This window comes from Rhizobium sp. PDO1-076 (genome assembly GCF_000247475.1).
GTDB lineage: Bacteria > Pseudomonadota > Alphaproteobacteria > Rhizobiales > Rhizobiaceae > Allorhizobium.
Genome location: NZ_AHZC01000426.1, coordinates 1 through 19,170, shown reverse-complemented (window position 1 = coordinate 19,170; position 19,170 = coordinate 1). Strand labels below are relative to the sequence as shown.

General features: G+C 60.2%; 19 protein-coding genes and 2 pseudogenes. 15 read left to right on the top strand and 6 right to left on the bottom strand.

Annotated elements, in window-relative coordinates:
• The 7 genes and pseudogenes from PDO_RS24625 to PDO_RS24595 form a co-directional block, all read left to right on the top strand.
• A pseudogene (locus tag PDO_RS24625) lies at window positions 1-238 on the top strand (ABC transporter permease); the annotation flags it as partial.
• A gap of 69 nt (window positions 239-307) precedes the next feature.
• Window positions 308-1,261, top strand: a complete 954-nt coding sequence (locus PDO_RS24620; protein WP_007608189.1) for a substrate-binding domain-containing protein — start codon at window positions 308-310, stop codon at window positions 1,259-1,261.
• Window positions 1,262-1,405: 144 nt separating this feature from the next.
• Entirely contained in the window at window positions 1,406-2,458 is a 1,053-nt protein-coding gene (locus tag PDO_RS24615) for a sugar phosphate isomerase/epimerase family protein (protein ID WP_007608187.1), read from the top strand.
• 206 nt (window positions 2,459-2,664) lie between these two features.
• Window positions 2,665-3,837 carry a Gfo/Idh/MocA family protein gene (locus PDO_RS24610; protein WP_007608182.1) on the top strand — a complete coding sequence of 391 codons (1,173 nt, stop codon included), beginning with the start codon at window positions 2,665-2,667 and terminating at the stop codon, window positions 3,835-3,837.
• Window positions 3,838-3,920: 83 nt separating this feature from the next.
• The gene (locus tag PDO_RS24605; protein WP_007608180.1) at window positions 3,921-4,631 is read left to right on the top strand and encodes a hypothetical protein; all 711 of its coding nucleotides are present in this window, start codon (window positions 3,921-3,923) and stop codon (window positions 4,629-4,631) included.
• Window positions 4,632-4,753: 122 nt separating this feature from the next.
• Window positions 4,754-6,127, top strand: a complete 1,374-nt coding sequence (locus PDO_RS24600; protein ID WP_007608178.1) for a GH1 family beta-glucosidase — start codon at window positions 4,754-4,756, stop codon at window positions 6,125-6,127.
• A gap of 29 nt (window positions 6,128-6,156) precedes the next feature.
• On the top strand, window positions 6,157-6,669 hold the full coding sequence (locus tag PDO_RS24595; RefSeq protein ID WP_007608173.1) for a GrpB family protein: 513 nt from the start codon (window positions 6,157-6,159) through the stop codon (window positions 6,667-6,669).
• 57 nt (window positions 6,670-6,726) lie between these two features.
• Here the strand turns inward: PDO_RS24595 and PDO_RS24590 are convergent, their stop codons facing one another.
• A complete protein-coding gene (locus PDO_RS24590) occupies window positions 6,727-7,125 on the bottom strand; it encodes a winged helix-turn-helix transcriptional regulator (RefSeq protein WP_007608172.1) in 399 nt (132 codons plus the stop codon).
• A 159-nt stretch (window positions 7,126-7,284) separates the two neighbouring features.
• On the opposite strand from PDO_RS24590, the gene PDO_RS24585 reads away from it, so the two are divergent.
• The 6 genes and pseudogenes from PDO_RS24585 (at window position 7,285) to PDO_RS24560 (ending at window position 13,660) form a co-directional block, all read left to right on the top strand.
• Complete coding sequence (locus tag PDO_RS24585; RefSeq protein WP_007608166.1) at window positions 7,285-7,923, top strand: NAD(P)H-dependent oxidoreductase; 639 nt, start codon at window positions 7,285-7,287, stop codon at window positions 7,921-7,923.
• Between the two features lie 362 nt (window positions 7,924-8,285).
• On the top strand, window positions 8,286-9,368 hold the full coding sequence (locus tag PDO_RS24580) for a methionine ABC transporter ATP-binding protein (protein ID WP_007608164.1): 1,083 nt from the start codon (window positions 8,286-8,288) through the stop codon (window positions 9,366-9,368).
• Window positions 9,358-10,023, top strand: a pseudogene (locus tag PDO_RS24575) (methionine ABC transporter permease); the annotation flags it as partial. The gene PDO_RS24580 and the pseudogene PDO_RS24575, both read left to right, overlap by 11 nt.
• 43 nt (window positions 10,024-10,066) lie before the next feature.
• Window positions 10,067-10,846: a MetQ/NlpA family ABC transporter substrate-binding protein gene (locus PDO_RS24570; protein ID WP_037075386.1), complete on the top strand. Its 780-nt coding sequence runs from the start codon at window positions 10,067-10,069 to the stop codon at window positions 10,844-10,846.
• 182 nt (window positions 10,847-11,028) lie between these two features.
• The gene (locus PDO_RS24565; protein WP_007608158.1) at window positions 11,029-13,269 is read left to right on the top strand and encodes a putative bifunctional diguanylate cyclase/phosphodiesterase; all 2,241 of its coding nucleotides are present in this window, start codon (window positions 11,029-11,031) and stop codon (window positions 13,267-13,269) included.
• A gap of 52 nt (window positions 13,270-13,321) precedes the next feature.
• Window positions 13,322-13,660, top strand: a complete 339-nt coding sequence (locus PDO_RS24560; protein ID WP_007608156.1) for a hypothetical protein — start codon at window positions 13,322-13,324, stop codon at window positions 13,658-13,660.
• Between the two features lie 57 nt (window positions 13,661-13,717).
• On the opposite strand, the gene trhO is transcribed toward PDO_RS24560, so the two are convergent.
• The 5 genes from trhO to PDO_RS24535 form a co-directional block, all read right to left on the bottom strand.
• On the bottom strand, window positions 13,718-14,662 hold the full coding sequence (gene trhO, locus PDO_RS24555; RefSeq protein ID WP_037075382.1) for an oxygen-dependent tRNA uridine(34) hydroxylase TrhO: 945 nt from the start codon (window positions 14,660-14,662) through the stop codon (window positions 13,718-13,720).
• Between the two features lie 127 nt (window positions 14,663-14,789).
• A complete protein-coding gene (locus PDO_RS24550; protein WP_007608153.1) occupies window positions 14,790-15,155 on the bottom strand; it encodes a VOC family protein in 366 nt (121 codons plus the stop codon).
• Window positions 15,156-15,228: 73 nt separating this feature from the next.
• Window positions 15,229-15,927 (bottom strand): helix-turn-helix transcriptional regulator, encoded by a 699-nt coding sequence (locus PDO_RS24545; RefSeq protein WP_007608152.1) that lies wholly within the window; start codon window positions 15,925-15,927, stop codon window positions 15,229-15,231.
• Between the two features lie 46 nt (window positions 15,928-15,973).
• Window positions 15,974-16,885: a CHAD domain-containing protein gene (locus tag PDO_RS24540; RefSeq protein WP_007608150.1), complete on the bottom strand. Its 912-nt coding sequence runs from the start codon at window positions 16,883-16,885 to the stop codon at window positions 15,974-15,976.
• Window positions 16,869-17,357, bottom strand: a complete 489-nt coding sequence (locus PDO_RS24535; RefSeq protein ID WP_007608149.1) for a CYTH domain-containing protein — start codon at window positions 17,355-17,357, stop codon at window positions 16,869-16,871. The genes PDO_RS24540 and PDO_RS24535 overlap by 17 nt, the downstream gene beginning before the upstream one ends.
• 156 nt (window positions 17,358-17,513) lie before the next feature.
• On the opposite strand from PDO_RS24535, the gene PDO_RS24530 reads away from it, so the two are divergent.
• Together PDO_RS24530 and PDO_RS24525 are read left to right on the top strand one after the other, a co-directional pair.
• Window positions 17,514-18,152 (top strand): 2-dehydro-3-deoxy-phosphogluconate aldolase, encoded by a 639-nt coding sequence (locus PDO_RS24530; protein ID WP_007608146.1) that lies wholly within the window; start codon window positions 17,514-17,516, stop codon window positions 18,150-18,152.
• A gap of 114 nt (window positions 18,153-18,266) precedes the next feature.
• The gene (locus PDO_RS24525; RefSeq protein ID WP_007608145.1) at window positions 18,267-18,965 is read left to right on the top strand and encodes a tellurite resistance TerB family protein; all 699 of its coding nucleotides are present in this window, start codon (window positions 18,267-18,269) and stop codon (window positions 18,963-18,965) included.
• The last annotated feature ends 205 nt before the right edge of the window (window positions 18,966-19,170 follow it).

Here is a 19,170-nt window from a genome sequence, read left to right as displayed (position 1 = left end):
GACGACAGGTATCCTGTGGGAATTGCAGGCGATCACCGCGGTCGTTGTCGGCGGTACGGCGCTCAAAGGTGGTGCCGGCCGTGTCTGGGGTACGATCTGCGGTGCCTTCATCCTCGAACTCGTCGGCAACATCATGCTGTTGTCGAACTTCATCTCTGAATATCTGATCGGCGCCATCCAGGGCACGATCATCATCATCGCGATGCTCGTCCAGCGTTCGCTGGCGCGCAAGGCGTAAGTCGTGACCGGGCAGGAGGGTCGCCCGGTCCGTCACTGAAATGACCCTAGGCACTTTGGGAGGAAACCAATGCACAAGAAACTGATGGGACTTGCCGTCGCAATGACGGCGTTGACCGCGATCTTCACTGCCGCGCAGGCCCAGGAAACGAAGACCATCGGCGTATCCATTCCGGCCGCCGACCACGGCTGGACGGCGGGTGTCGTCTACCATGCCAACCGCGTTGCCGAGCTTCTGATGAAGGAGCATCCGGGCCTGAACGTCATCGTCAAGACCTCGCCGGACCCGGCAAGCCAGGCCAATGCCCTGCAGGATCTCGAAACCCAGGGCATCGATGCGCTGGTCATCCTGCCGACCGATCCGGATCCGCTGGTCAACGCGATCAAGGAAATCAAGGGTAAGGGCACGTTCGTGTCGATCGTCGACCGTGCGCCGAGCGTCAATGACAATTCCGTGCGTGATCTCTATGTCGCCGGCAACAACCCGGCACTTGGTGAAGTCGCCGGCAAGTACATTGCCGACAACACGCCGGAAGCTGAAGTCGTTGTCATCCGCGGCCTGCCGATCCCGATCGACCAGCAGCGTCAGGACGGTTTCGACAAGGGCATCGAAGGCTCCAAGGTCAAGGTTCTCGACCGCCAGTTCGGCAACTGGAACCGCGACGACGCGTTCAAGGTGATGCAGGACTACCTGACCAAATATCCGAAGATCGATGTGGTCTGGTGCCAGGATGACGACATGGCCGTCGGCGTGCTGCAGGCGATCGAACAGGCCAAGCGCACCGACATCCAGTATGTCGTGGCCGGTGCCGGTTCGAAGGACATGATCAAGAAGGTCATGGATGGCGACAAGATGATCCCGGTCGACGTTCTCTACCCGCCGTCGATGGTTGGCACGGCGATGGAGCTGACAGCTGCGGCGATCTACGATCAGGTTCCTGTTCACGGCACTTATGTTCTCGATGCGACGCTGATCACCAAGGACAATGCGCAGAACTACTACTTCCCGGACTCGCCTTTCTGATTTCGGACAAGTCCCCATGCAAATGGTCTGCCCGGGTTTTCCCGGGCAGATTGCTGTCGACGTGATCAATGCCATTGTCTCGTTTTTGCAAGTCCTGTAACCGTTTACGGGAACGTTGCAGGAGCGTTCCCGGGAGGAGAAAATATGAAGACGATCAAAGGGCCAGCCATCTTTCTCGGCCAGTTTGCGGGCGATGCAGCTCCGTTCAATTCGTGGGATTCAATCACCAAATGGGCCGCGGAAAAGGGTTATCTGGGTGTGCAGGTGCCGACCTGGGCCGGCCAGCTGATCGACCTCAAGAAGGCTGCCGAATCCAAGGACTATTGCGACGAGCTCGCCGGTGTGGCGCGCAACAACGGCGTCGAGATCACCGAGCTTTCGACCCATCTGCAGGGCCAGCTGGTTGCCGTGCATCCGGCTTATGACGAGGCGTTCGACGGTTTCGCCGCACCGGAAGTGCGCGGAAATCCCAAAGCGCGTCAGGAATGGGCCGTGAGCCAAGTCAAATATGCGCTGAAGGCGTCGCGCAATCTGGGCATCAAGGCGCATGCGACCTTTTCCGGCGCGCTCGCCTGGCCCTACATCTATCCCTGGCCGCAGCGGCCGGCCGGCCTGGTCGAGGCCGCTTTCGACGAGCTTGCCCGCCGCTGGACGCCGATCCTCGACTATGCCGACGAGCAGGGCGTGGACGTCTGCTATGAGATCCATCCGGGCGAAGACCTGCATGATGGCGTCACCTTCGAGATGTTCCTCGAACGGGTGAAGAACCATCCGCGCGCCAACATGCTCTATGATCCGTCGCACTACGTGCTGCAGTGCCTCGACTATCTCGACAACATCGACATCTACAAGGACCGGATCAAGATGTTCCACGTCAAGGACGCGGAATTCAATCCGACCGGCCGGCAGGGCGTCTATGGAGGTTATCAGGGCTGGGTCAACCGGGCCGGACGCTTCCGCTCGCTCGGCGACGGACAGGTCGATTTCGGCGCGATCTTTTCCAAGATGGCGGCCAATGATTTCGACGGCTGGGCCGTGGTCGAGTGGGAATGCGCGCTCAAACATCCGGAAGACGGCGCCCGCGAAGGGGCTGAATTCGTCAAGGCACATATCATCCGGGTCACGGAACATGCCTTCGACGATTTTGCCTCGAGCGGCACGGATGATGCGGCCAACCGGCGGATGCTGGGGCTCTGAGACGGTCAGCGTCCCGGCATAATGGTACCCCCCTCTGCCCTGCCGGGCATCTCCCCCTCAAGGGGGGAGATCGGTTGCCGAGATGTCGGTGGCCTTTCAATTGAGGCGATACGCTGGCGGGCAATCTCCCTCCTTAGGGGGAGATGTCACGAGAGTGACAGAGGGGGGCAACCCTCGCACCACATTATCATTCGGGAGAAAACACGATGGCGATCGAAGCAGGCAAGACAGAAGAACGGAACCCCAAGATCCGGCTCGGCATGGTGGGTGGCGGGTCGGGTGCCTTTATCGGCGCGGTGCATCGTATCGCGGCACGGATCGACGACCAGTACGAGCTGGTCGCCGGCGCGCTGTCATCGACAGCCGAAAAATCGCTGTCGTCCGGGCGCGAACTCGGGCTCGATCCCGAGCGCTGCTATGGCTCTTTCGAGGAGATGGCGGAAAAGGAAGCGCTCCGGCCGGACGGTATCCAGGCCGTGTCGATCGTTACGCCCAACCATGTTCACTATCCAGCGGCGAAGGCCTTTCTAGAGCGCGGCATTCATGTCATCTGCGACAAGCCGGTGACCTCGAACCTCGAAGACGCGAAAAAACTGAAAGCGGTGGCCGACAAGGCCAAGGCGCTGTTCATCCTAACGCATAACTATACCGGTTATCCGATGGTTCGCCATGCGCGCGAACTGGTGCAGAACGGCGAACTTGGTGATATCCGCCTGGTGCAGATGGAATATCCGCAGGACTGGCTGGCGGAACCGATCGAACAGACCGGCCAGAAGCAGGCGGCCTGGCGCACCGACCCGAAGCAGTCGGGTGCCGGCGGCTCCACCGGCGATATCGGCACGCATGCCTATAATCTCGGTTCGTTCATTTCCGGCCTTGAGCTGGATGAACTGGCGGCCGACGTGCACACGTTTGTCGAAGGCCGGCGATTGGACGACAATGCCCATGTGATGCTGCGCTTCAAGGGCGGCGCAAAGGGGCTTCTGTGGTGCAGCCAGGTGGCGACTGGGCACGAGAACGGCCTGAAAGTGCGCGTCTATGGCACCAAGGCCGGCATCGAATGGACGCAGGCCGATCCGAACTATCTCTGGTTCACCCGGCTCGGCGAACCGAAGCAGCTGGTTACCCGTGGCGGTGCCGGTGCCGGTTCTGCGGCTGCCCGCGTCACCCGCATCCCGAGCGGGCATCCGGAAGGTTATCTCGAAGCCTTTGCGACGATCTACACGGAAGCGGCATTGGCGATCAACGCGGCGCGAACAGGCGCCAAGGTCGATCCGGCGGTGGTCTATCCGACCATCGACGACGGCGTGAAGGGTGTCGCCTTCGTCGAGGCCTGCATCGCGTCGTCGAAGAAGAATGGCGGCTGGGTGAAGCTGTAATCTTTCGCGAAGTAGTGCGGCGCTACTGTGTTTTTGCGCCGCACTCAGCTACATTTGGCCTCGGCACGAAATGAGGTCGGCTTGTGCGAATATTGAAACGAATACTGACTTCCGTTCTATTTTGGTTCATCGGAAACACAATTGCCCTTTGCGCAATTTTGGTCGCCAAGTTTTACCTAGGTGTGTTCACTGGTCCGGTTGGCTCAGATGTGTTCGACGTAATTTTCAACTTGCTGTCAGGCGGGCTTATTTCGTTCCTATTCTACTTCTTAGTAGTTTACGTGCCGGAGCGACGGCGGGCGAAAATTCTGAAAAATAACGTCATTTCTATCTATCAACGCTGTCGGGAGGATATTGTCACTTCTGTTGTGATGGCTAGCGTTCAGGGAGGGCGAAAAGACCTTTCGACGATGTGGAGCGACATTAAGGAGCTTGCCGAGGTAGAGCAGTTCAAAGCCGCATTTTCTGGCGGACGTTTGGGAAACGAAGGCTTCTATGCCTTCGAAAACCAAATGAATGATCGTACGTATGAATTCGATAGGATAATTCAGGATTTTAAGATTTTGGCTGCTGAACTAAGCTTCTTTCTGCACAACTACTCGCAGGCTGACGCTATTCATTTCATTTCCTTGAAGCGTCTCGAACTTTCCCTTTTGTCGCTGATCGATAGCCAACCGGGTTACGATGAATCCAAACCATTTTGCAGTTTTTTGTACAGATTTTTGGCTGGTTTCGATCCGATTGATGGCCATTTGGGGCGTGACGTTTATCTTGACGCGCTTAGGAAGATATAGCTTTCTGCAACGTTGCAGATTTTTATCCCCGATGTCTTCACCGCGTCGTTCGATTGCTCTAAACCGCTCATCGACTGACCAGCGGCGGCCCTTCCGCCTCGACCCGACGAAGGACATTTCCCATGATCGATCCCAAGGCTCTCGCCTCGCGTTTTCCCGGTGACTTCCTCTTCGGGGTCGCCACCGCCTCCTTTCAGATCGAAGGGGCGTCGAAGGCAGATGGTCGCAAGCCGTCGATCTGGGATGCGTTTTCGAACATGCCGGGCCGGGTCTTCGGCCGCCACAATGGCGACGTCGCCTGCGATCACTACAATCGCTGGGAAAGCGATCTCGACCTGATCAAGGCCATGGGCGTCACCGGCTACCGGTTTTCGATCGCCTGGCCGCGCATCGTTCCGGAGGGGACCGGACCGATCAACGAGGCGGGTCTCGATTTTTATGACAGGCTGATCGACGGCTTGAAGGCGCGCGGCATCAAGGCCTATGCGACGCTCTATCACTGGGACCTGCCGCTGGCCCTGATGGGAGACGGTGGCTGGACGGCGCGATCGACGGCCTATGCCTTCCAGCGCTATACCAAGGTGATCATGGAGCGGCTGGGCGACCGCCTCGATGCGGTCGCCACTTTCAACGAGCCCTGGTGCTCGGTCTGGCTGTCGCATCTCTACGGTATTCATGCGCCGGGCGAACGCAACATGGATGCGGCGCTGCATGCGCTGCATTACACCAATCTTGCCCATGGTCTCTCCGTTCAGGCGATCCGGGAAATTGCGCCGAATGTGCCGGTCGGCCTGGTGCTGAATGCGCATGAGACGCTGCCAGGGTCAGACAGTGCTGCCGATATTGCCGCTGCCGAGCGGGCGCACCAGTTCCACAACGGCGTGTTCTTCGATCCGGTGTTCAAGGGCGAATATCCGGCGGATTTCCTGTCGGCTCTCGGGTCGCGCATGCCGAAGATCAAGGAGAACGACCTTGAGATCATCAGCCAGAAACTCGACTGGTGGGGGCTGAACTACTATACGCCGATGCGCGTCTCGGATGATCCGACGCCGGGCGCCGAATTCCCGGCGACGTCAAGCGCGCCGCCGATTTCCAAGGTCAAGACCGATATCGGCTGGGAGATCTATGCACCGGCATTGAAGTCGCTCGTCGAGCGTCTTTATGCGCGCTACGACCTGCCGGTCTGCTACATCACCGAGAACGGCGCCTGCTACAATATGGGCGTCGAGAATGGCGAGGTCGATGACCAGCCGCGGCTCGACTATTATGTCGAGCATCTGTCTATGGTCGCCGACCTGATCAAGGATGGCTATCCGATGCACGGCTATTTCGCCTGGAGCCTGATGGACAATTTCGAATGGGCGGAAGGCTACAAGATGCGCTTCGGCCTGGTGCATGTGGACTATGACACCCAGGTCCGCACGGTGAAGAAGAGCGGCAAGTGGTACAGTGCGTTGGCGGCGGAATTTCCGAAAGGCAATTTCAAGACGGATTGAGCGCTATAGGCAGCAGGCAGGGATCTCTGATGGGCAGCATTGAGGTCGTCGAATACGATCCTGATTGGCTGGCGGTCTTCGACGCGGAAAAGGCCGATCTCTTGAGCCTGTTGGGCAATCTCGTGGAGGATGTTCATCACGTCGGCAGCACGGCTGTCGTCGGTCTGCGTGCAAAACCGAAGATCGATATCGATGCCGTCATCCGAGATGAGGGGATGCTTGCCGATGCGGTCGAACGGGTAAAGGCGATACCGAAATACACGTTCCATGGCACGCCCTATTCGGATGGCATGTGGACGTTTACGTTCGGGCGTGGCTCGCGTGGCAACCGGCTTTATCTCTGTGGCCCGAACAATGCCACGCACGAAAAGCGCATCCTGTTTCGCGACTGGTTGCGCAGCCATCCGGACGATGCTGCGGATTATGCCGCGTTGAAGTGCCGATTGGCGACCGAGGCCAATGGCGATTGGGCATATTATACCGGTGGCAAGACCGCATTCGTCGCAACCATCGTCAGCATGGCGTCCCGTCAGCGGACGTAGATGAGATGGCGTTCGCGTTTCGCCACAGCTTGGTGACCTGTCCGCGCCGGCGTTTGATCAACCAAGCCGTACCAACTTCGAACCGCCTGTTGCCGCATTGCGCTCGTCGAATTCTGCGCGGGCCGTCTGAATCAGGTCGTGGTTGCGGAAGACCCAGCCGCCCATGGCCCTGATCGGCTCGCCGAAGGAGCAGCCGAGTTCGGTCAGGGCATATTCGACCTTCGGAGGCACGGTCGGATGTACCGTGCGCGAAACGAGGCCGTCACGCTCCAGAGCCCGCAGGGTGAGCGTCAGCATGCGCTGCGAAATGCCGACCACCGCGCGTTTCAGGTCGCTGAAGCGCTGCGGGCCGTCGGCGAGCATCATGATCACGAGAACCGTCCATTTGTCGCCGAGCCGCGCCAGCATCTCGCTGACAGTCTGGCATTTGGCCGGATCGTAACTGCTGTTGCACATGGCACTTCCCTCGATGATACCTGGTATAAAAAATGTGCCTTCTTGCACATCTTTTCCGGTTCTCTATGTAGGCTAGGTTACTAATCTATACCAGTTTGCCGTTCCTGCCAATCCCTCCCGATGGTCGCAAGGCTGCTGGTCGAACCAGGGAATATGTTGATGTCCGCACTGATCGAAAAGCTGAACTGGCGTTATGCCACCAAGAAGATGGACCCGTCGAAGATCGTTGCCGACGACAAGGTCGAGCGTATCGTCGAGGCCGCCCGCCTGGCACCGACCTCGAGCGGCCTGCAGCCGTTCGAAGTGATCGTCGTGACCAATCCCGAGGTGCGGGCGAAGATCCAGGAGATCGGCTGGAACCAGTCGCAGATCACCGAAGGCTCGCATCTGCTGGTCTTTGCCGCCTGGGACAACTACACCACCGACCGGATCAACGGCATGTTCGATCTCGTCAATGATGAGCGCGGTTTCAAGAACGAAGGCTGGGAAAACTATCGCCAGATGATTCTCAACCTGTATCCGGGTCGCGACCCGGAAGTGAATTTCCAGCATGCTGCCCGCCAGGCCTATATCGGTTTCGGCATGTCGGTGGCCGCAGCCGCCTTCGAGGGCGTCGACGCGACACCGATGGAAGGTTTCGATGCGGCCAAGCTCGACGAGATCCTGGGGCTTCGCGAGAAGGGCCTGCGTTCGGTGACTATCCTGCCGCTCGGCTACCGTGCGGATGAAGGCGACTGGCTGGTCAACCTGAAGAAGGTGCGCCGCCCGAAGGATCAGTTCGTCTCCGTCGTCGCCTGACGCGTTTCGTCTGACATTGTTGACGTGTCGCAGGTTGGGCCTGCGACACGTCGCCCACTTTCGGTGTGGACGCGGATTGGATAGATTTATCCGTCGATGGGCCAAAATCGGAATGCATTTGCTCGGTTTTGTCTCTCGCCGGTGCAATAAGCAGTTCAGTTTTCCCCAATGCATGGCTGACAGGCATTGGCCAGATTTGAAAGACAGGGATCGGAATGGTAAGGCGGCGTCTCATGTGCCGAATGTGTTGCTCCCGGTAAGTCCGCGAGAACCCCCGATCCATGGCCATCTGGCCAGCTACCGAAGAGACTTTTCATGACCCTATCCGGACTTTCGACGCCTTCCGCGCGGGGAGCGCTGCGATGACGAATGCCCTTGTCGAAGAGAGCATCGGCGCGCGCACCATGGTGGCTTTTGAAGGCGTGACCAAACATTTCGGCGAGAGCCGCGGGCAGGCTGGTTTCACCGCACTCGCCGGGATCGACTATACCGTGCCGAAAGGGGCCATTACCGGTATTATCGGCCGGTCCGGTGCGGGTAAGTCAACCCTGATCCGGCTGGTCAACGGGTTGGAGACGCCGAGCACAGGCAAGGTCATGGTCGATGGCGTCGATGTCGGTGGTCTTGACGATGCCGGCCTTCGCCGTCTGCGCCGTTCCGTCGGCATGATCTTCCAGCATTTCAACCTGCTGTCCTCGCGCACCGTTGCCGACAATATTGCCCTGCCGCTGGAAATCGCCGGTTATGACCGCATGTCGATCCTGGCGAAGGTCGGGCCTCTGATGGATCTGGTCGGGTTGGCGGATAAAGCTGCGCGTTATCCCGCTGAGTTGTCGGGCGGCCAGAAGCAGCGCGTCGGTATCGCCAGGGCGCTTGCGACCGAGCCATCGCTGCTGCTGTCGGACGAGGCAACGTCGGCGCTCGATCCCGAGACGACCCAGTCGATCCTCGATCTGTTGAAGACCATCAATCGCGATCTCGGGCTCACCGTCCTGCTGATCACCCACGAAATGGAGGTGGTGAAAGCCATCGCCACGCGCGTCGCTGTGATAGACAAGGGGTTGATCGTCGAGGAAGGACGCACATTCGACGTCTTCACCCGTCCGAGCCATGAGACCACGCGCGCGCTGTTGTCCGGCCTGACCGGCACGAAGCTCCCCGAAGCGATCGCACGCCGGCTGAAGCCTGTTGCCGGAGCGGGCGACAGACTGTTCGTGCGGTTGAATTTCTTCGGGTCCACGGCCGAGCAGCCGCTGGTCTCGCGGTTGATGAGCGAACTTGGCTCGGACGTCAACATCATCACAGGCACGATCGACGAGATCGCCGGCGAACCCTATGGGTCGCTGGTGGTGTCGTATGCTGCAGCGCCTGACGTCGTTGCGCGGGCGAACCATTTTTATGCCGAAACCGGCCTGACCACGGAGGTGCTCGGTTATGGCGCCTGAGATGCTGTTCAATCTTCTGCTGAAAGCCCTTTTGCAGACGCTGCAGATGGTGGCGGTCGCTGGCGTGATCGGCACGCTGATCGGCCTGCCATTCGGTGTGTTTCTGGCAACCAGCGGCCGCGGCGAGCTGTTTGCCGCCCCTTCCGTCAACCGCGTGGTTGGCCTTGTGGTCAATGCCGCGCGCTCGACACCCTTCATCATTCTGGTGGTCGCGATCATTCCCTTCACCCGGCTCATCACCGGCACATCGATCGGCACATCTGCCGCCATCGTGCCGCTGACGATCGCGACCATTCCCTTCGTGGCCCGCCTGATCGAAGCGGCCATCCGCGAGGTCGACAAGGGGCTGATCGAGGCGGCGCGGGCCATGGGGGCGACACCTTTGCAGATCGTCACCAAGGTGCTGCTGGCCGAGGCCAAGCCCGGTATCGTGCTTGCCCTGACGATGACCGCGGTCAGCCTTGTCGGCTATTCCGCCATGGTTGGTGCTGTCGGTGGCGGCGGTCTCGGCGATCTCGGCATCCGCTATGGCTACCAGCGCTTCATGCCGGACGTGATGCTGGCCGTCGTCGTGGTTCTCATCGTGCTGGTCCAGGCGGTGCAGAGCGCCGGCGATGGACTTGCCCGGCGCTTCGACAAAAAAGCCGGAAAAACTGATCCTTTCCAAGCGATAAACAGAAAACACAAGGAGACATCCCATGAAGAAGCTCATACTGGCGGCCTCGCTCGCCGCTCTGTTCTCTGCCGGTACTGCCCTGGCTGAAAGCATCAAGGTCGGTGTTACCCCGGGTCCGCATGCCCAGATCATGGAGAAGGTCAAGGAAGTCGCCGCGACCAAGGGCCTCGACATCGAAATCCTCGAATTCTCCGACTATGTCGTGCCGAACCAGGCGCTGACGGATGGCGATCTCAATGCCAACTCGTTTCAGCATCAGCCCTATCTCGACAACCAGGTCGCCGATCGCGGTTTTGACCTTGTCAGCGTCGCCCAGTCGGTGAACTTCCCGATGGGTGTCTATTCGAAGAAGGTGAAGAGCCTTGCCGACCTCGCCGACGGCGCGACCGTTGCGATCCCGAATGATCCGACCAATGGCGGTCGTGCGCTGCTGGTGCTGGCCGACCAGGGCCTGATCAAGTTCAAGGATGGCGCCGGGTTGAAGATCGGTCCTGCCGACGTCATCGAAAATCCGAAGAACCTCACCTTTGCCGAACTGGACGCGGCTCAACTCCCGCGTGCTCTTGATGATGTCGACGCTTCGGTGATCAATACCAACTACGCGCTCGAAGCGGGCCTCAATCCCGGCACGGACCCGATTGCGCGCGAAAGCGAAAAGGCACCCTATATCAACGTCATCGCGGTCAAAGCCGCCGACAAGGATGCTGCCTGGGTCAAGACGCTGATCGAATCCTATCACAGCGATGCGGTGAAGGCCTTTATCCAGGAAGAGTTCAAGGGCGCCGTCATCCCGGCCTGGTAAATACCTGCTGCGCGGATGACAGTCCGTGTCGCACCAAAGACAACCTTTCCGGGCAATCCCGGGAAGGTTTTCCGCTGTCAATAAGAAGAATTTAAAACAACGATATTTTCATTGCATGTCAGCATGTTAAGCTAAATTGAACACATTGTGCGCAGGGTGGATCTTCATGCCAAGGTTCACATATGCGATTTCCTGCATTTGATATTCGAGGGCTCCGTGCCCAGATGGATCGCCGCTTTGCGGTGACATTCATGCTGATTGTCTTTGCAGCGCTCGCCGTCATCGTCACCAGCATCGTCCTGACGGCACTCGACCGCGTGGCAAGCTATGCCAACCACCTCGATGAAGAGCGGTCCCGCGAGACGCTTGTCGGCGCGATTGAAACGTTCAAGCATCAGCTCGGCGCGACACTGAACGACTATGCAGCCTGGGACGATGCCGCCGACTACATCTATGTCCGACGCGATGCCGACTGGGTCGTCCGTAATTTCGGCGACATGACGTTTGAAAGCGACCTGTTCGATGTTGCCATTCTGCTCGACGCCCAGGGTGTTGCCAGCATGGCCTATTCGGACGGTGCGCCGATTGAAGGTCCGCTGACAGAGTATCTGACGCCTGACGTTGCCGGGCTTCTGGAGCAGGTCCAGACGATGCCCGAAGGCGAGATGCCGCAGGCGCTTGGTTTCACCAAGACGGCCAAGGGCATTGGCGCGGCCGGCGCCGCACTCATCAGGCTGAAATCCGGTGACGTCACGGTGGACGCTGACCAGCGCGCCTATCTCATTTTCATGCGCCATCTCTCCACCGATACGGTCAAACGGATCGGCCAGGCCTATGTTTTGCCCGGGCTGGCGCTGAGCGAGGTCGATCCGGCTATTTCGCATCGGGTGGATATCCTGTCGCCGACGCAAGCGACGCTGGGTGCCCTTGGCTGGGATCTGCGTGCGCCGGGCGATGTCAGCCGGGCACAGGTACGTTGGCTTGTCACCAGCGCCGTGGTCCTGATCGGCTTTTATTGCGTAATGCTATTCGTCGTGGGCACCAAGGAAGTGCGGCGGCTGCGCGGTGACGAGGCTGCGGCCATCAAGCTGTCACGGACGGACAGGCTGAGCGGTCTCGCCAATCGCGAGGGCCTGTTCTCGGCGTTGGCGCAACGTGTCGAGGATGCCCGGGCAAGCGGCGAGGATGTCGTGTTGCTCTATCTCGATCTCGACGGCTTCAAGGAAGTCAATGACGCCTATGGACACGGCACCGGCGACCGGCTCATTCGGGGCGTTGCGGCCGGTCTGCAGATGCTGGTCGGTGAAGAAGCCTTGCTTGCCCGCGTCGGTGGCGACGAGTTTGCCATTGCCCTTTCCGGCACCGACGTTGAGGCCCGCGCGATCGCGATCAGTGATGCCATCCTGCAATTCTTCGGCGAACCGCTGACAGTTGGCGAGCGGGTGGTGGTGATCGGCTGCAGCATCGGGCTCAGCGTTTCGCCGGCCGGCAGTGTCGAGGGCGAGGAGATCATCCGGCGCGCCGACATGGCGATGTATTCATCCAAGGAAGGCGGCCGCGGCCGCTGGACGCTCTATGACCCGGCGATGGACGAGGAGCGGGAAAGCCGCAACCAGCTGGAGCTTGATCTCAGGGAAGCGATCCAGCGTGGTGAAATTACCGTCGTCTACCAGCCGGTCGTCAGTTCTCAGCACTTCGCGCTGGTCAGCGTCGAGGCGCTGGCGCGCTGGCATCGACGCGGACATGGGCCGGTGTCACCCGATGTGTTCATCCCGATTGCCGAAGCCAGCGGTCTGATCGACCAGCTCGGCATGTCCGTGCTGCGCCAGGCGCTGGAGCAATTGCGCAGCTGGCCGGACCTGCGGCTGTCGGTCAATGTGTCGCCGGGCCAGTTCCGTGATCCGGCGTTTGTCGCGCGTGTCCAGGCGGTTTTCAAGGAAACTGGCATCGAGCCGTCGCGGACCGTGCTGGAAATGACCGAGAGCTATTTCATCCAGAGCCCCGATCGGGCGCGCGCGGCACTGGAACGGTTGCGGCAGATCGGCGTGCGCATTGCGCTCGACGACTTCGGCTCCGGATTTTCGAGCGTCGGTTATCTCAGGCAGTTCGGGTTCGACCGGATGAAGATCGACCGATCGATGGTTCTGGCGCTGGAGGAGGGCCACCGCGCCATAGAGACGCTGCAGGCAACCGTGGCGCTAGCCCGATCGCTGGATATTCCGGTCACGGCCGAAGGCGTGGAGACGGAACAGCAGGCGATCATGTTGCGGCTTGCAGGCTGCGACGAGTTGCAGGGCTATCTGTTCGGCAGGCCGTGCGGCGCCGACGAAATCGAGATCCTGCGGCACAAGTCGATGGAGCCTCGGGCGCGGGCGGCAGAGCAGGCATTCTACGCCCAGGCCGAAAAACGCCACCAGGCTTGAGTTTCATCCGATTGCTGTCACTCTTCTCTCTTTGGTTGTCGGAGGGAATGGCATGGGACGTCTGCAGCTTCCGCTTTCGGGTGATGTCACCCAAACGATCAATCCCTGGACCTGGGTGTTTAGTCCAAGTCAGGGCGGCCAGGTCGGGCTCTTCAATTTCAGCATCGATCTTGGCCCCTCGACCAATCCTGCGGTCGAGAAGGATATCCTCAGCGGTGTTGCAAGCTACGGCAAGCAACTCGGCCGGGTCGAGGATGCCTTGCGCCTTGTCCTCGATACGCTCGAGGAGCTGGTGCCGGAGCGCAAGCTGTCGAACGACAAGGCGGTCATCGCGTTCAAGGCGCTGATGTACGAGATCGACAATGTGAAGGCGCAGCACAAGGGCAACTGATCGGGCGGTCGCAATTCGACCGGTGCTTTGTGGCATCGGTCGTCTGCAGGCGGCCGGTCACTCGCCGATATGTCTTTCGCCGCGCTTCTTCGCCAGCGTGATCTGCAGCTGGCGCTGGCGGAAACGGTCGCGGTCCGCCTCGGTACGGCTGTCGTAGCACTGGCTGCAGGAGACGCCTTCCTCATAATGCGGCGAGGTCATCTCTTCGGCGGTGATCGGATTGCGGCAGGCGTGGCAGAGCTTGTGCTCGCCTTCCTTCAAGCCATGGGTGACGGAGACGCGCTCGTCAAAGACGAAGCAGGCGCCGTCCCAGAGGCTGGTTTCTTCCGGCACTTCCTCGAGATATTTCAGGATGCCGCCCTTGAGGTGATAGACGTCCTCGAAGCCTTCCTGCTTCATGAAGGCTGTCGCCTTCTCGCAGCGGATGCCACCGGTGCAGTACATGGCGATCTTCGGCTTGTTGTGCAGGCCGGGATTGTTGCGCACCCAGTCGGGAAACTCGCGGAAGGTCTTTGTGTTCGGGTCCATGGCGCCACGGAATATGCCGATCGCCGTCTCGTAGTCATTGCGGGTGTCGATGACGATCGTGTCCGGATCGGAGATCAGATCGTTCCAGTCCTTTGCATCGACATAGGTGCCGACGATCTGGTTGGGGTCGATGTTCTCGACGCCCATGGTGACAATCTCTTTCTTCAGCTTCACCTTCATGCGCACGAAGGGCATTTTCGATGCGCGGCTTTCCTTGTGCTCCAAGCGGGCAAATTCCGGCTGGGCACGCAGAAATGCCAGGACCTTGGCGATGGCCGCATCGGTGCCGGCGATCGTGCCATTGATGCCTTCATGGGCGAGCAACAAAGTGCCCTTGATGCCTTCCGCCTTGCACAGGGTCTCCAGCGGTTCGCGAAAGGTCTCGAACCGGCCGAACTGGGCAAAATGATAAAGTGCGGCCACGCAAAACGCGCCGCCTTCTTCGTGGCGAGGGGCTTGTAGATTGTCTGTCATGGCAGGCGAAATACCTTCTTGAGCCCTGCCGTGCAACGGATTTTCGCAATCGGGCCGAAGTTTGAAAATCGTCAATTCGGCGGGCGGTGCGGTCCGATGACCGGCAGGGTCCAAACATTTTAGCTGCTCAGGCCGGTGGATTGAAGACGCGGATGCGGTGGCCGTCGGGATCGGCAATCGCAAAGGTGCGGCCGAATTCGGCATTGATCGGCGGCTGCAGCACGGTCACGCCGAGGTTCTGCCAGGTAGCGAATGTCGCATCGACCTGCGTCGGGTCTGTGGTTCGGATTGCCAATTCGCAGCCGCCGCCGGTGATGCTGGTTGCCGGCTCCACCGTATGGCGCGACCACAGGCCGAGCACGAGGCCCGACGGCAGGACAAAAAGACCAAACGTGTCAGAGACTTCGACCGGTGTGTGGTCGAACAGCTGCTGATAGAAGCTGGCGCTGATGCGGGTGTTGTCGACGTAAAGAATGGTCATTGTCGGGGTCATGGTCATCTCCTGTTGCTTGACTGGGCACAGGATACGATTGGATGATGCCAAAAAATGTCAGCATCGTTTTCGACTATAACATCAACCGGTTCGGAATGTTGTTGCGCTGGCGCCATTCTTTCAGCAGCGCGGCGCGGCGTTTCGGGTAACGGCCGGCGCCCAGATCGGCCGTCTCGATACGGTCGCTGCGGAAATTGCGAAAGTCGTGGCGCAGGGTGCACCACGTCATCAGCACGCGGGCACCGTCGAAATAGCTGAGGGCGAACGGCCAGACGGTGCGGCGCGAGGTCTGGCCGGACAGGTCGCGGTAGGTGATGTCGAGCGGATATTCCTGGCGAAGCGCCTGACGCAGGAGACCGAGTTCAACCCTGTTCACGGGCAGTGGGTTTCCCGGCCCGGCCAGCAGGCTGGTTTCGCCGAGACTACCTCTCAGATCGTCCGGCAGAACGGCATTGATCTTGGCGAGGGCATCGCGAGCCGCTGTGGCAAAGCTGTCATCGGTGCGCTGGGCAACGAAGTTGAAGCCCAGCATCAGTGCTTCGATCTCGTCGCGGGTGAACATCAGTGGCGGCAGCATATAGGTTGGCCTCAGGACGTAACCGATGCCCGCTTCCCCCTCGATGTCTGCACCTTGTGCCTGCAAGGTGGCAATGTCGCGGTATAACGTGCGCAGCGATATGGCGAGTTCAGCAGCCAGCGTGCCGCCGCTGACCGGAAGGCGATGACGGCGCAGGACTTGCAGCAGTTGGAGAAGGCGTTCGGAACGGCTCATCGGCGCATTCTATAGCCGATGCTGCCAGGAGATGGCAGCAAATGTTTCAGCTGGTGGTCGCTTCGAGCCAGAGTGCCGCGACGATGGCGGCTTCCTGGGCGGGTGCTTCGGCAAAGACTTTCTTCGCCCGGTCAAGGCCCAGCCGGCGCAGTTCCTGTTGCTGGCGGATGATCATGGCGAGCAGATGCGCGAATGCTTCGCCGCTCCCGACAAGATCGGGATGGTGGTCGAGCTGTTCGATCAGCAGGGTCAGATCGTGTTCGTGACCGAGGATGTCGACCAGTTCCTTTGCCTGATGGCGCTTTGCGGCAAATGCCGAGGGCCAGAGTTCGCGGAGCAGCAGGAGGTTCATCCAGTAGCCCTGCACGGCCTTGCGCAGATCGTGAAAGGCTTCGCCATGGCCTTCCTCGCGGCATGTCGCTAGCGCCACGTGGCCCTTGGCAAGCGCCTTCTTCCAGCCACTGGCCAACAATCTTGCGGTCGGGCGGGGCTTGGACGGCAGTTCGAGGCTGGAGAATGCGGCGACGGATGCGCGACATTGCATGATCGCGGCGGACACCTTGTCCGTCAGGTCGCCTTCTTCCGAGGCCAGCCTGTCGCGGCGTTCCGTCAGCGCCTGATGGGCGAGGGCGACCGTCGCCTTCTCGTCGCTGTTCAAGGCATGACCCGACAGATAGGCCATGCTTTCGATCAGGGCTGTTGCATCGCGTACGGTTGATAGCGAGCGCGCTGTGTCGCGTAGCCGGGCATTCTCGGTTTTGCGCGTATCCTTGTCTTCGATTGCGACCAATCGCAGCAGATTGCGCAAGCGCTTGAACTTCTTGCGCGCGTCATGGATCGCCTCGTGCAAGCCATCGGGCTGATGTTCGAGGCTGGTGATGGCGCGCTGCAATTGCGCGGTGGCGACCTGTCGGACCTCGGATGCGAAATCGCCGTCCGGTCTAATGCGATATGGCATGCACACGCTCCGGCACGAGCCGTTCGGTGGCCAGGGCCTGGTTCGAATAGCGCCGATCGCCGGTCACTTCGCGGCCAATCCACTCCGGCTGGCGTGGCTGGTCGGTTTCCGACTGCATCTCGACTTCGGCAATCACCAGGCCGCGATAGGCACCCTCGAAGACGTCGATCTCCCAGGTGAAACCGTGATAGTCGACGGTGTAGCGGGTTTTTTCGATGACGTTGCCCTGGGCAAATTCGATCATTTCCAGCGCATCCTCATGCGGGATCGGATATTCGAATTCGTCGCGGGTGATCGTGCCGCTGCCGAACTTGATCGTCAGCTTGGCGGAATGGTTGTTGCTGGTGCGGACCCGCACGGAGCGATCCGTATCGACAGAAAGATAGGCTTGACGCAGGCTGGTCTGAGAGGTGACGTTCTGGCGCCAACTGTCATTTCGAACCAGGAACTTGCGTTCTATTTCCTTCGCCATGGTACTCATGCTCCGAAAAGACGCCGACGGGCGTAACCTAGCGCAAGACGAGAGCTTGGCAACCGGTAAAGCGTCCGCGCGCGCATTTGTCTCGACATCGAGCCGCCTGCGCGGTACTGAAACAGGAAATCTAATCGTTTTAAGAGGCCTCCGATCATGGGCGATAAAACCGCAAAACTGCTCTCCACCCTGAAGCTGCAGCCGGTCGTGCCGGTGTTGATCATCGACGATGCGGACACTGCCGTGCCGCTGGCCAGGGCACTGGTTGCCGGTGGCCTGAAGGCGATCGAGATCACGCTGCGTACGGATGCAGCACTGGAAGCCGTCCGCCGCGTGGCCGCCGAAGTCGAAGGTGCCGTCGTCGGTGCCGGCACGATCCTCAATGCGAAACATTTCGAAGCGGCGGTTGCTGCCGGTTCGCAGTTCATCGTCAGCCCCGGCACGACGCAGGAACTGCTGGATGCCGCCCGCGCATCCGAGATCCCGCTGCTGCCGGGTGCGGCCACGGCATCGGAAGTCATGGCGCTGCGCGAAGAGGGCTATCAGGTTCTCAAATTCTTCCCGGCCGAGCAGGCTGGCGGTGCTGCCTACCTCAAGTCGTTGTCGTCGCCGCTCGCCGGCACGCTGTTTTGCCCGACCGGCGGGATTTCGCTGAAGAATGCCAAGGACTATCTGTCGCTGCCGAACGTCGTCTGCGTTGGCGGTTCCTGGGTGGCCCCGAAGGAACTGGTTGCTGCGGGCGACTGGGCCAGCATCACCAAGCTTGCCGCCGAGGCTTTTGCGCTGGCAGGTTGAGCCTTCTACGCTTTGCCGGGCCGCGAGGTCCGGCGAATTTCTTTGATCCGTCTTTGTAATTTAGCCTTCGGCTTCTTATCTACCGGTCTCGATAGACGGCCAAAGGAGACCGCCATGTTTGATGCAAAGAAGCTGCTGGATCAATTTCTGGGTTCGCAGATGCCTGGAACCAATGGAAGCGTGCGGAAAGGCGCCGGCGATGTCGTCGGGCTTGCCAAGTCCAATCCGCTGGCCACTGGCGCGATTGCAGCCGTGCTGCTTGGCTCAAAGACGGGCCGCAATCTGGCCGGAAATGCGGTCAAGCTGGGCGGTCTCGCGGTAATCGCGGGCCTTGGCTATCAGGCCTACAAGAACTATCAGGCCGGTCAGGCGCCCGAACCGACCCAGTCGCTGCCTGAGCTCCTGCCGCCGCCGTCCGACTCACCCTTCAGCCCTGATGCTGCCATCCAGAGCGAGGATTTTGCCCTTGCGCTGGTGCGCGCTATGATCGCTGCCGCCAAGGCCGATGGCCATATCGACGACAGCGAACGCAGCCGGATCATGGACAAGGTGCAACTGTCGGGTATCGGTTCGGAGGCCGAAGCCTTCATTCGCACCGAGCTTGCCAATCCGACCGATCTGGACGCGATGGTGTCGGCCGCCCGCACCGAGGAGCAGAAGGTCGAACTCTATACGGCGTCGCGCCTGGCGATAGACCCGGACACGCGGGCCGAGCGCGGCTATCTCGACATGCTGGCCGGTCGTCTCGGCCTGGCCGATGCGCTGGTCGATCACATCGAGGCAACTGTTTCGGCAGCCAAGGTCCAGGCCTGACCGCTCCAGTGGTGAACGCAACATGCTGGCCGGTTGCCTTTGACGGGCGGCTGGCCTAAGCGTTGGCGATTGACCAATGAGAGGCGAGCATGCGCGATCTTTCCACGTTCAAGGGGTGCCCGGCACCCCAGGGTGTCCGGCTTGAGGGCCGCTTCGTCACGCTTGAGCCCTATGAGCGAGAGCAGCACCTGAAGGTGCTGTGGGA